7 protein-coding genes are annotated in these 14,085 nt (G+C 49.1%); 2 read left to right on the top strand and 5 right to left on the bottom strand.

What is annotated here, in order from left to right; genetic code table 11:
- Positions 1–2: 2 nt before the first annotated feature.
- From N7387_RS03345 to N7387_RS03330, 4 genes are all read right to left on the bottom strand, one after another.
- Positions 3–2,492: a fimbrial biogenesis outer membrane usher protein gene (locus N7387_RS03345; RefSeq protein ID WP_279796887.1), complete on the bottom strand. Its 2,490-nt coding sequence runs from the start codon at positions 2,490–2,492 to the stop codon at positions 3–5.
- 11 nt (positions 2,493–2,503) lie between these two features.
- A complete protein-coding gene (locus N7387_RS03340; protein ID WP_262881803.1) occupies positions 2,504–3,217 on the bottom strand; it encodes a molecular chaperone in 714 nt (237 codons plus the stop codon).
- Between the two features lie 35 nt (positions 3,218–3,252).
- Positions 3,253–3,807, bottom strand: coding sequence for a fimbrial protein (locus tag N7387_RS03335; RefSeq protein WP_262860111.1), 555 nt, complete (start codon positions 3,805–3,807; stop codon positions 3,253–3,255).
- A 697-nt stretch (positions 3,808–4,504) separates the two neighbouring features.
- On the bottom strand, positions 4,505–4,687 hold the full coding sequence (locus N7387_RS03330; protein ID WP_025152541.1) for a hypothetical protein: 183 nt from the start codon (positions 4,685–4,687) through the stop codon (positions 4,505–4,507).
- Between the two features lie 73 nt (positions 4,688–4,760).
- Between N7387_RS03330 and N7387_RS03325 the strand changes: the two genes are divergently transcribed.
- A complete protein-coding gene (locus N7387_RS03325; RefSeq protein ID WP_274370707.1) occupies positions 4,761–5,216 on the top strand; it encodes a regulatory protein RecX in 456 nt (151 codons plus the stop codon).
- A gap of 12 nt (positions 5,217–5,228) precedes the next feature.
- Here N7387_RS03325 and N7387_RS03320 read toward each other — a convergent pair whose 3' ends face one another.
- Entirely contained in the window at positions 5,229–5,600 is a 372-nt protein-coding gene (locus N7387_RS03320) for a DnaJ family domain-containing protein (RefSeq protein WP_262860109.1), read from the bottom strand.
- A gap of 1,190 nt (positions 5,601–6,790) precedes the next feature.
- Between N7387_RS03320 and N7387_RS03315 the strand changes: the two genes are divergently transcribed.
- Complete coding sequence (locus tag N7387_RS03315) at positions 6,791–14,077, top strand: autotransporter outer membrane beta-barrel domain-containing protein (protein WP_279796881.1); 7,287 nt, start codon at positions 6,791–6,793, stop codon at positions 14,075–14,077.
- Positions 14,078–14,085 lie beyond the last annotated feature (8 nt).

Raw genomic sequence — 14,085 nt, 5'->3', positions numbered from 1 at the left:
CTTTATTCTGTACAGGGCAGCGGCGTACTCTGCGGATCCGGTGTGAGTGTGATGCGGCAGTAGCCGTTGTCCGTATCCGTCAGGCGGACATTGATCTGTTCCGGCCGTGTTTCGCTTCTTATATAAATGAGGCTGTTCTGCCCGACATAGCCGATGCTGTTATTGTTCCCGTCAGTGACTTCTGTGCCGAACGGCAGTGGTTTACCGTTTTGGCGCACGGCATGCAGATAAAATTCCTGCCGGGTATCCGTTCTGAAGTTCACGAGTGTCACCGCCCCGGCGTAAGGCACGATATCCTGCACATTACCCAGCAGTTCCGCTGCATTTTCCGGTGCCTGTGAGGCATCCAGGATCAGCGCATTTTTGCGGTAGGCGGACAGATACGGCACCAGAACCTGACCCTGAGTGTTGGTGGTGACATTACGGTCATTGTTTACGATGGCATTGGCGGTGCCCGGCACATTCACCACCGCAAAGGTTTCCCCCGGCTGATTGGCGGTGAGAATACCGCCGGACCAGGCCACCACGCTGCCGGTGGCACCGGCTCCCAGCTGGCGGTAACGGCCGGATTCACTGTAAGAGGCATTCAGTGTCGCCGGGGCTGCCCGGTAAGCGGCGCTGGTGCTGAAGGTGGTGCCGCCGGATTGCTGATGCGCGGCATTGACGTTATAACTCAGCGCGTTGCCCTGCCCGGCGGTGCCGCTCAGGCCGATATTGCTGCTCTGATAGCGGCCTTCTTCTGTCATGCTGTTTGCGGTCAGATACACCTTGTGCCCGGACAGGGTCAGCGGAACGGAGAGGGTCAGATTTATCCGCGTTTCTTCATTATTACTGTTTGCCGGATTGTTGCTGTCTTTGCTGTAACGGGTCCGGCCTGCGCTGAGAGTGTAATTGATATCCCGCCAGTTATTGGCATAACCCAGCTGATATTCGCGGGTGCTGCCCTGGCCGCCCCAGTAATCACGCAGCGTACCGGCGAGATAAACCGATCCGTAATCCGCACCGATCCGCTGGTTGATGTTGACATTAAAGGTACTGCGCTGGCGGTAACTCTGTGACTGCGGGGAGAGATCGCCGGTCAGATCCTGCCGGTTAAGCAGTTCCTGATACTGCACCGCATCTGCCAGACTGAAATAACCGCTGGTGGAATAACGGTAAGCCGCCAGCGAAAAATTGGTATTGGTCTGATGAATGAAACGGCTGTAGGCCACCTTGTAGCTCTCGCCCCGGTAACGCGACATGTCCTGTCCGAACTGGGCATCGGAGTGCGTAACATCCACGGATAATGCACCGATCGGCAGGTTAAACCCGCTGCCGAGCAGAAACGCCTGATAATTTTCCGCCGCAATCACACCGCCGTAGCCGGTCAGCGTGTTATTAATGCCATACTGAAGATTCAGTTGTGCAAAATCCGGATGGTAAGCGGTATCCGTCAGACGGACTTCACCGGTATTCAGCTCATATTTGAAGAGGCCTTCCTTTAACATATTCGGCACAGCGGAGAAGGGCACCATAAAGCGGTTGATTTGCCCGTCCGCTTCATTCACTTCCACCTGCAAATCCCCGCCGGATCCGGTCGGCAGCAGGGAATCGACCACAAACGGACCGGGCGGAACACTCTGCTGCCAGATTAGCTGTGCATCCTGATAGATTCTGACCAGGGCATTGGTCTGTGCCACACCGCGCACGACGGGAGAGAACCCCTGCCAGGCATCGGGATACATACGCATATCTGTTTTCAGGGTTGCGCCGCGGAAACGGACAGAGTCGAACAGTTCGCTGGAGGTATAGCTGTCCCCGGCACGGAAATCCGATTTAATTGCCGGGAAACCGCGCTGAAGGTAACGGGTATTGGTATTCCATTGCGTGCTCTGTCCGCTGCTGTAGGTCACTGAGGATTGATCCCGCAGCTGCCAGCCCGCCAGATTCAGACCACTGTTCAGGGTCAGATACGCATTGTCGTTATCACTGCCGTCACGTTTATGGGTGGCGTGATAGTAATTGGCATTATAACTGACTATCGCAGCATTAACGCCCTGATCCCACCGTGACGGATCGACATACCCTTTCAGGACGGTATTCAGCATTGCCTGCGGCACATTCAGTGCCAGCTGAAATTGCCCGGTATTCAGGGTATAGCTGTCCGGCGGCACCAGACTGCTCAGTGCGACATAACCGTCTTCATCGGCCTGCGGCGGCGGTGCGCTGTCACGCAGTCCCAGTTTCGGCACATCCTCCTGCGGGATCAGAATCGTGTGTCCGCTCTGTTGCAGACGCAGCGGAAAACGCCCTTTCCATTCCCCGTTCACACTGATTTCAACGGTGTATTCACCGTCAGGCAGGGTATCGTCGCGATCAAAGCGTGACAAATCCGCTTTGGCGGAATCGCCGTAAAGGAAGTTGGTGTTAAATCCGGCCCCGGCTGCCGGTGTGCTGAGCAGCACCGGCAATAATGAAATCAGGGCGGAAAAACGGCGGACAGGGCGCGGCATCAGGCTGCTGTTCAGTTCAGGGACAGCGGATAGGTATTGATGGCACCGAAATCGTCGATCAGTGTCAGCGAATAGTGATTTCCGGCCGGTAATCCGGCTGCGGCAGGCAGCGTGAACTGAGAATAAGGGGCAATCATCGTGCCTTCTTCCGCCAGATCACGGCTGTTCGCGGTCTCTTTCAGGCCGAGAATATTAATATGATACGGAGAGTCATTTTTCAGAATATAGTGCTGACCGTCACGGGTGAATGTCAGGCGGGTATGGGCTTTATCCGCACTCAGGGTCAGGCCGGACGGGCGGTAAAACAGTTTGATACGGGAGCGGATAGCAATCTGCATCATGTTTTTATCCGTACTGCTGTCCGGCAGCGGCGGAATATCCAGTAAATTCAGATAAAACAGGGACTCTCTGTCTGCCGGAAGCTGTACCGGCGTCATTTTCACCCGCAGTTGCTGACCATTTTTACCGTCAATTTTCACCACCGGCGGTGTCAGAATAAACGGAACATTGGCGGTCTCCGGGGTGGAATCAGGGTTGCCGTCATCAATCCACGCCTGGACTAATGCCTGCTGTGTCCCGGTGTTAAATAATTGTACCGGAACCTCTTTACTTCCCTGCGGATAAATAACACGGGTGGAGTTAATAATAACATTCGCCCGGCTGACAAATGTCACCGCCAATAATAATAATGTTAAGATACTTTTTTTCATGATAGGTATTTTCAAAAATCAGGCCCCTGAATTAAAGAGGCCTGAAAATATCAGAAGTAAGACAGGTTATATGTCAGCATGGTATTGATTTTACCCGGCTGAGCGGGTTCACTGCCGACTTTGTAATATTTTGCATAAAACTGCATAACACCATTATCAGCCATAATTTTTGTATCGTATGGTGTATTTAAATTAATGACTTCATCACTTTTTTGTGATGTTAACGCAATCCCGACATTTTTATGATTGCCTTTCTCATCCGTTTCCTGGTTGATCAGGTAATTACCGTTATTGGCAATCAGATTGGTGGATGCGAAATTAATGTGCAGTGATTTTTTATCTTTGTCGCTGGCGTTACAGTCTGATAATTCGAGAGAAAATGCTTTCTTCCCTTCATCTATTGCGCCCGGATGATTGATTTGATTAACCGTAATCGGATCTAATAATACCGACATGTTTGCATTACCATTATTAATGGTACAGGTAGCATCTGTAATGAAGCCGGTAAAATTGATGGAACCACCGGATGCGGTGGTCGCCGCAGACGCAGAGTTAGCAACAAAAATAAGGGAAAGAGACGCTGCAAGAGCGAATTTTTTATTCATTATCCTCTCCGGGATGGAATATATAATAAATCCGGCAACGGAATTAATTACGTTACCTGTAAATTTATTTTTAGTCATAGTGATTTTTAGCGGATTCTGAAAAAACAAATCAGCAGGGTTTATTTAGTTAGTAGCATCAATAAGAAATAGTTTTCCCCAGCAATTTTTTATTACCGTTAACAGGAAAGAGGTTTCTTATACATCAGAATGGAAGGCATAACTAAAACGAAACAGATTATATAGTCACGAAATGATTAATTGAAGTATTTTTCTGATTTTAGAATTAAAAGGTGGGTTTTATCTGTAATATCCGGATACAGACAGTTACTTATGGATTTATATACTGTCTTTTTATGTTATTACGATGTTATGCATTGATTGTTGTTAATATTTTTAAATATTCATTTAATATATGTTAAAAAATGCAGTATTTAATATTATTTTTTCTTTATAATGATTGATTGCAACAATTAAGAATAATTATCATTAACGGTATTAACAGCGAAAAATCAATCACTCAGAATGATCCTGCTATTCATTATCGGCGCAATCACAGAGAACTTTAATTGTTTTCAACTTTATTTTAGGTACAGAAGGATAACTATCAGAATCAACTGATAACGAGTGTAACTGTTTATATGGCGATTATTTCAGGCGGGGGACAGCGGCGGGCAGCGTTGCGGCTGCCCGGACAGAATCAGTTTTTGTTCTGTTTATGGAAAGCCAGACGTTCTTCAAAATAGGCTTTCAGATGAGATGCCAGCCCGTGAATTTTGTCATCCAGCTGACGAACCAGAAATTCATCGCTGTTCATATCATCAACCCGCTGCATAGCGAGGTCATCAACATATACTTTTTCCTGCGGGGTCAGTTGTGCCATTGTCTGTCTCTCTGAATATAGTGGGAATATGGTATGTTATCACGATTTTAACGGATAACACGCAGGTGTCACGATGGATGAAAAACAACTTTATCATTATGCCATATGGTTGCTGGGACGGCGGGAATATGCCGGCGCAGAACTGGCCCGCAAACTGAAACGGAAAATAGCCGAAAAGCAGGAAACCTCCCCGACGGAAGAGCGTGTTCTGCCCCGGGTGATGGCGCGGCTGACCGACTCACAGTATCTGGATGACACCCGCAGTATCGCGCTGTTTTTTCAGGCCGGGGTGAGAAAATTGCACGGGCCGGTGCGGATCCGCCAGGAATTACGCCAGAAAGGGTTTGACGGTGAACTGATTGATGCGGTTTTTTCCGCGCAGGAGACTGACTGGTTTGAGCAGGCCCGTGAGGCAAAAATGAAGAAATTCGGGGAGATTATACCGGCTGACTATAAAGAGAAGCAAAAACAGATGCGTTACCTGATGTACCGCGGTTTTACCTCTGATCAGATTTATGAATTGTACTGACGCGATCAGGAATTATTTATTTTTATTCAGTGCCTGCTGTATGGCCTCATGGTAGCGGTGATACAGAAAATCCGTATTGAGCCCCGCCTGCTGTAACTGTATCGCCAGCAATCGTAACCGCTTATTTGTCTGTTCATATTCTGTGCTGTCCGGCGGCAGAACAGACAATAATTCCGCCAGAGAAACCGCCTCCTGCCGGGCCAGTAATGCCGGGGGAAGATAGCCGGCATTCTTCAGTAAACGGTAGCCGACCCGCAGTTCCGGCGGAACATGGCTGTCATCATCCAATGTGAGCGGCTTACCTTCTCCGGCCAGTCCTTCTAATTCCCCGCTTTCAAGCGCCGCCTGAATATGGCGTTCTGCCAGTGTGTCAAAAATCGTCATAGCGCTTTTGTTCCTCCTGTCACCGATTCATTATAGCAGTGTCTTTCCCCCGCATAAATCACCTGTTTCAGTCAAAAAATCCGCATTTACCGCTGAATGATAAATGAATTATATCAGGGGTATGTGTGCATTAATATTCACTTCAGGGATATCCGGCACCTGTCAGACGTGCTGTCTGAGTCACACCTGTCAGTTGTTTATAATTACACATGGAATACCTGTTTTATCGCTCTGCTGCTTATTTTTTGTTTTTTGCTCCATTGCGATATTTCACTGATATTTTCAGTTATCAAGCATAAATGTCGTAAATAACCCGGTTAAAACAGGCGATAGAGTCGATGAAAACACATAAAATAAGTAATTTATCTTAATGGTAACGTGGCGGACTACCCGGAGGTAATTATATGTTGTTAAGCAAATACACAATAAAAGTATATTTTATGATGCTTGAATTGTGGTTTTTTGTATTGTCGTTGTGTTTTTTGTGTTTTTTGTGTTTTTTGTGTTTTTTGTGTTTTTTGTGTTTTTTGTGTTTATTTTTATGTCATCTGAACACGTAAAATGAGTTATTTGTGCTTTTTGTCAAAAAAAGACGAGAAAAAGTTAATGTTTTTTAAATTCATATTTTGTGAATAAATATTCTTTATATTGCGTAACTGAATTTCGCATTTAGTTATGATTTGAAATAAATTGTATGAATTATATGTTTCAACGTCATTAGTTAATAACTCTGGTAATAAAAATTTAAATCAATTTAAATTCTGTAAATTTTATGCATTATGGTCATTTATTTTGTTTTGTGGCGACATTCTGGTAGGATGAAAAAAGTGGTGCAACGTGATTACCTGCCAGTTTTAACGCATTTTTTTTGTAAAAAAATGGTTATTTATCACATTGTGATTATTTTGCAGTTAATTTGACTTAGGATGATTCTTAAAACCCCTGTAGACATCTGTAATCGCCTCCCTATAATACGCCGCCGATTTCTCCATAAGTAAAATTTTTTCAGTCCGGATACAGGACAATTCAGGTGAACGTTAAATAAATTAATTAAATAACCCGGCTATGCAGATAGCCGTCAGCCTTTCCGGTGACGGCTCATTTTTTTCTGTGACGCATTAAATGGTGTCAGGGGTTGCTGTACCCGGAATTTCCTTATTCACGTCTTTCAATTTTGAGAAAAATAAACAATGAATAAAATATTCAAAGTCGTAAAAAATCAGCGGACAGGGAATTCTGTTGTCGCATCTGAATTTGCAAAGGGTGCAAAAAAAGGGAAAAGACTGGCACTGTTATCACTGGTCATGCTGACGGGATGCGGGCTGTGTATATCAGTACAGGCCGCAGAACCGGCGGTTTCTGCAGAACCGTGGTTAGAAACGGAATATCTCCCGGGACAATATAACAGCACAACTAAAACATGGGTAAATAATTCAAACGAGAAAGAACAATCCAGGGTTATTAATAATGGTGGTGTTAAAGGCCTTAATTTAAATAATGAAAATACCAAGTTCACGAATCATCTTGATTACCATGAAACCTGGCTTTCATTACAGGAATTGTGGGGAAAGAATACAGATGAAAATAAGGTTATTTCAATTACCGAATACCGTAACGGACAGGCGGTTCCCGGTGATGCTTCCCTGAATACTATTGAAGACTGGCAGATCCCGGATAACCCGTCAGCAATGGAAGAGATTACCTGGAAGAAGGAAGACGGGGAAATTGCGGTTATGCAGGCGTATAACACCGGCGCTTTCAAAAAAAAGATCGACCCTCAGCTGGGCGTGTATCTGCTGGAAAAACAACCGGCATTATCACCGTTCTACCATCTGACACTGGCAGAGGTCAACGATGGTACCCTGAATATGACTGCAGCTGACAATGTTGACTGGAATATTAATTTTATCAAAGACAGTTCACTGTTTGTGGCGGCAGCAGACAACGGGAAATCCGCAACTATTGATACCACCAGCAAGCTGCATGTTACGTTCGGTGAAGCCTATGGCATGCATTTATCCTCCGGTGAGTATAAATACCGTTTCCAGCCGCAGAATGAACTGGTTGAGAGAGTCACTATCCCGGAAGAACTGAACGGGTTTGTCTCAAACGGCAGAACCTATGCCCTTGGTGATACTTTTGCGATCGGGAATGCCCGGGGACTGGCGGATTACAATGCGTTACTGATAGACGCGGTAAAACACAACATATTACCCGGAGCGGCATATAAAGCGCTGATTGAAGCGACGGTTGTCCCGCGCCCGCAGGACAAAGATTATTTTGACGTTAATATCGATCTGAAAGGTCTGGAAGATAAAGATATCCGGCTGAATGAGGCCATTACCGCCGACATCGGCAGGCGATCTATTTTTGAGGCCGATGGTGAAGGCAGTGTGCTGAATATTAAGGACGGTGCGGATATCCGTGGTGAAACGGCATCAGATTCAGGCCGTTATCGTGCTTATCATATTTTTGCGCATAACGGCGCGAAAGTATTCCACGATGCCACAACCTCTGTCCCGAATTATAAAGGGCAGAATGCGTTAATCGATAATGCGGAATTTACCAACACCGGCACGTTACTGCTGGGAGACGGCAAAACCCGTATCCACGGTGATCAGGTCACCGGGGAAAATGCACGCTATACCAACGCCGGCACCATTGCGGTCGAGGCTTTCAACCTCGCCAATAATGACCCGGCGGATAAAGATGAAATTGCCAACACCGGTGTGACTGCATCCGGCGGTTCACTGGTCACCAACGAAAAGGGCGGCAAACTGCTGCTGGGGCAGAAAGGGATCGGCGAAAATGAAGGAACGGTGACCGGTGTGCAGGTCAAGGGGGCTTCGTTTGTCAATAACGGCGATATTCTGATGGGTAAGGATGGCGTAAGTCTGTCCGGCGGCCGTGAGGATGATACCTGGGATATGAGGATTATGTCGAACGCCGTGGCCGCTCTGCTGGATGAAACCGCCAAAGCGGGTGAGAGTTATCATATTGAAAATAATGGAAAAATTGAGATTAATAACGGCGTCAGTAATGCTGTCGGTATTAACGTGTCATCGACACCGAACCGTCATGCAGATTCACAGCTGACGGTCGTTAACAAAGGTGAAATCGACGTGGCGGGCACCAATACTGTCGGTATGCGGGTGTCAGGTACTAATCGTGATAAGGATATTATTGAAAATAACGGCACGATCAATGTTTCCGGTTCCGGTTCGGTCGGATTGCTGGCTCTGGGCGACAGCACGATCATCCATCACGGGAAAGTGATCGCCACCAACAACGGAACCGCAGACGGCACAACCAAACCATCGCATACCACCGGGGTGCGGGCGGATGATGCGAAAGTGATTATCGACGGCGGAACTGTTGAACTGAAAGGCAATAACACCGTCGGGGTCTTTGCCCGTGTGGGGGGGATCATCGATCTTAAGAAAGGTCATGTTATTTTTGATAAAAACTCGGTCAATCAGACCGGTTACTGGATCGCCGGGCGTAAAGGCGCAGACGAAACCTTCAGTTCGCGGATTAATTTCGGGGCAAGTGATGTGGCGCTGACTCTGGATAACACCGATTCGACGTTGTTCCGCGTTGATCAGAAAGCACAGTTCCTGGGGGACAGCAGCAAAGGCACAACGTACACCTTTGATATCAACGGTGAAAAAAGCCGGGGTTTCTATATTGCGGATAACGGTACCGAAGTGAAAACCGGCAATATGCAACTGAATGTCAACGGAAAAAAGGCGACCGGGCTGTATCTGGCCAGTGGTGCCGGGGCGGACGGTCAGGTTGTGCTGGATAAAGAGACGACCATTAATGTTACCGGCGAAGGCGGAACCATCGCGGTGATCGACGGCAACTATTACGATATCAACGGTAATGCGATCGCCAAAGGATCGGACAAAACCACACTGACCTCAAAAGCGCACCTGAAATCAGGCGGAACCGATGACAATATCGCGAAAAACGCCATCGGTTATAAGCTGATCAACGGCGGTGTGCTCAATCACGACGGTAATATTGACTTCAGTAAAGCAGACAACGCCACCGGTATCCGTGTGGAAACCGGAACGGTGAATAACACCACCGATATTACTGTGAATGGAGTGGGTGTTGATATTTACGGCAAAAATTCCGTGGTAAATAACACCGGTAATATTACCGCCAATAGCAGCACCGCCGCAGTCCGCCTGAATAAAGGTGCCTCAATGACTATCGGCGGCAGCGGTAAGATCCTCGGTGAATATTCGGCGGATGCGGTACGGGCACATTCCGGTTCAAACGTGAAACTGGATAAAGCCAATATTGACGTCACCGGCAGCGGCAGTGGTCTGCATCTGCTGAATACCGATGATGACAGCGGCGCGTTTAAACTGTCCGGCAGCGGCACCATCAATGTCAGCGGTGAGAATGCCTCCGGCCTGAAACTGGAAGCGGATGACGGCAAAGGCGGGGTGACGATGGCGAAAAGCAATCTCGACACCTCGGGTGCCAACGGCACCACGATCAATGTGAAAGATAAGGGCGGCAACGGCATTGTGACCAATACCTCCGGTGATGTTATCAGCGGAATGAATGTGAATATCGAATCAGCGGAAGGGAAATCCGCACTGGTGGTGCTGGGTGAGACTAAAAACATCACACAGAGCGGCAAACTGACCTCAAACGCCGATCACAGTGTGGTGGATCTGACCGCGCTGAAAAATGATTTCAGCTTCACCAACCGCGGCACCGTGACCGCCGGTACCAACGGCATGGCGGTGGATGCACATCAGAACAGTAATATCCGCTTTACCAACAGCGGCACGATCAGCGGAAAATCGCTGCTGGGCAGCGGAAATAACACCATTACGCTGAGCGGTAACACCCGTGATATCGCGACAGGTCACGGCGATAACACCATTGAAATGACCGGAAAAGCCAAAACCGGCATTCTGACAGCCGGTAACGGCAACAATACCGTGACACTGAACGGCGGCACGGAACTGGTGAGCGGGACTGTCGGTAATGGTCAGAACAATGTGATTCTGAAAAATGTTTCTGAAGCACAAAGTGATGCCCTGTTCGGCAATCTGACCGCGGGCAGCGGCGGACAGGATACGCTGACGCTGACAGGCAAAAAAAGCCACTATGTGTTACAGGACAGCAGCAAAATCAGTGGTTTTGAAAAACTGAATGTTGAGGAAGGCCGTTTCGAACTGCGCAATACCGACATCACACTGAATGAACTGACGGTGGATGACGGTATCACCGTGAAACAAGGCGGTGAGCTGTTTATCAATCAGAATAACGCCCATACCTTTGCTCATCAGTTGCAGGGGGATGGTCTGGTCACTACCTCAACAGCGGGTCAGGCATTTAACTTTAATAATAAGAGCGCAGCTTTTGCGGGGGATAACTTCACCGGCACGCTGCGTCTGACAAACGGTACCTTTGATATCGCCGGTGACAACACCCGTGCGCTGCAAAAATCCCGCCTGGATATCGGTGATAAGGCTGTGGCAACCGTCCGCGAAGGGGTCGGTACTCAGTCATTTGATCGCCTGGCAATGAGCGGCGGGACACTGGCCTTTAACGACAATATCACCGGCAGCAGCAAGGCGGATGGTCATATCAGCGTGAACGCCCTCGAACTGGACAACGCGAAAGGCAACGTTCAGGTGAAAGCGGACGGGTTTGATAATCTGCCAACGCCGTCAGCGGATAATAAAGTGCCGCTGCTGGAGCAGGATGAAGGCGATTCCGTGGTTCAGCTGGTGAATGCCGGTAAAGCCTCGGATTATACCGGCGGACTGAATCTGCAGCTGACGGATAAAGACGGCAATGTGATCCCGTCCAATACGAAGACAGAGCAGGATCTGCGCCAGGACGGCAAAGTGGTGGCGAAAGGCACTTATGATTACGGCTTACAGACCAGTAAAAATGCCGGTGGTAACGCGGACGGGCTGTATGTGGCTTATCGGCTGACCGAAGTGGATCTGCAGGGCAAAGGCAGTGATGCGCTGGTACTGGCGGCACAGTCCGGGAAATCCGGTTCAGCCGCTAACCTCGGGGCGAAAATCACCGGACAGGGCGATCTGGCAATTGATACCGCGAGTGAATATGTCACGCTGTCAAATAACAACAATGATTACACCGGCAGCACGTTTGTCCGTCACGGTAAATTACGGGCAGAAGCTGACAATGTATTAGGGAATACGCAGTTGCTGGATCTGGCGTCCGGGACGGCGGTTGAACTGACCAGTAGCGCCGGTGCCGGTACAGAGCAGACTACCGGGAAACTCACGTCTGCGGAAAACAGTCTGGTGGCGCTCGGTAACGGCAAACTGACGGTGAAAAATGGCGGTGAGGTGAATGGCTATCTGAGCGGTACCCGCGAGGGTCAGCTGGTGGTGAATAATGACACGCTGACGGTTACCGGGGCGAATACTGGGATGCATTCCGCAGTGACTATCGATCAGCCTGCGCAGGTGACTATCCGCAATATCGCCGGTCTGGGCGACAGCCTGATCGCGGTGGCGGGTACACTGCGCACGGAAGGGGCACAGGGGCTGCTGCGTAATCAGCTGACCGGCAGCGGCACCACCGAAATCGCGCAGACATCGGATGCACAACTGACGGCGGATAACAGCGGGTTCAGCGGACGTTTCACCACGGATGCAAACAGTACACTGCGTGCCTCACGGGCAGAGCATATCGGCAGTGCGGCGATTGAAAACGCCGGTACGCTGGTGCTGACGCACAATGACGGCAAACAGCCGTGGGATCTGACCAACAGTGTCACCGGGACGGGAACTCTGGTGAAACAGGGCGCGGGCCGCATTACGCTGACCGGTAAATCGGCGCAGTATACCGGTACCACGGAAATTCAGAACGGTACATTACAGGCGGGAAGCTATGATTCTGCACTGGAAATGAACAGCCGTCAGGTGAATATCGGCACTCAGGGAACCTTTGCCGGTCAGGGCACACTGAAAGGCAGCGTGAATAACGCCGGTCAGTTCTATGTCGGTGAATTGGACAAGAAAGATCTCGGACAGGCAACGGATTACCGCGTTGACGGCGACTTTGTCAACAACGGTGGCCGCATCTGGCTTGCGGGTCAGAAAGAGACCGAAAGCCGTCTGAATGTCGGCGGGAATTTCACCGCAAACGGCGGTTCGATCACACTGAACACGATACTGAACAAAGGTCATGAGGAAACCATGACGGATCAGCTGGTGGTGGACGGAAATGTGTTTACCGGGAAAAACGGTGCGACCACGCTGAACATTAATAATGTCGGCGGCGAAGGTGCGGATACCCTGAAACAGCCGGATGCGATTAAAGTAGTGGATGTCGGCGGAAAATCGGATAAAGATGCGTTTAAACTGGGCGGGCCGGTTGCCATCGGGGTGTACGAATACCTGCTGCACAAAGGGTATAAAGATGACAGCTGGTATCTCGATTCTTATGATACCAATGTTTATCCGCCGGATGAAAACGATGACAAACCGGATCATAACGTGAACCCGGGTGGTGGTGGCTATATGGCGAACCGTACTGCGGCACTGGGTATGTTCACCATGACCCTGCATGATCGCCTGGGCGAACCGCACTATGCTGACAGCTTTAAAGGGGAAGAGAATGCCTCTTCTGTCTGGCTGCGCATCACCGGTGACCGTCAGCGCCATGATGCGATCAACCGTTCCATGCGTATTAAAGGGGATACCTATACCACGCAACTGGGCGGCGATATCATCAACTGGAACAATGATGCACAGGACACCACAATCCGCGGCGGTATTATGGGGGCTGTCGGTAAATCGGATTACACCAGCAGCGCCAAACGAACCGGCACCAAATCCGATGCCAAAATTGACCGGGCTTACAGCGTTGGTTTATACGGTACATGGTATCAGAACCGCGAAGACGAAAATAATGCCTATGTCGATGTCTGGGCGCAGTACGCCTGGTTTGATAACCACGTCTCTGTGGCGGGTCATTCATCTGACTATAAGAGCAACATAATCAGTGCCTCTGCGGAAGCCGGTTACAGCATGGCGGTATACAAACCGGATGCGGATAAACAGTGGCTGCTGGCACCGCAGGCACAGGTTATCTTTAATTCTTATGATGCTGATGACAGCAGCAACGGCACCGGACTGAAAATGAAAGGTGAGCGCAGCAACAGTGTGGATACCCGTCTCGGCGCCCGCCTGACTTATGCAAATCAGAAGCAGTCCGATCAATCCGCGCAGCCGTTTGTTGAAGTGAACTGGCTGTACAGTAATGCGAAAAGTGATATGACCTTTAATGAACACTACACCTTCAGTGATGATATGCCCGCCAGCCGGGTGGAAATCAAAGCAGGTGTGGAAGGGCAGATTTCACCAAACTGGAGCGTCTGGGGTAATGTCTCTCATCAGATGGGAGCGAATGATTACTCCGGTGACCGTGCGATGATCGGCGTGAAATACCAGTGGAAATAAGCTGAACT

It is taken from the genome of Morganella sp. GD04133 (genome assembly GCF_029835375.1).
In the GTDB taxonomy this organism is placed as follows: domain Bacteria; phylum Pseudomonadota; class Gammaproteobacteria; order Enterobacterales; family Enterobacteriaceae; genus Morganella; species Morganella morganii_B.
This window is presented reverse-complemented; position numbering and strand designations above follow the sequence as displayed.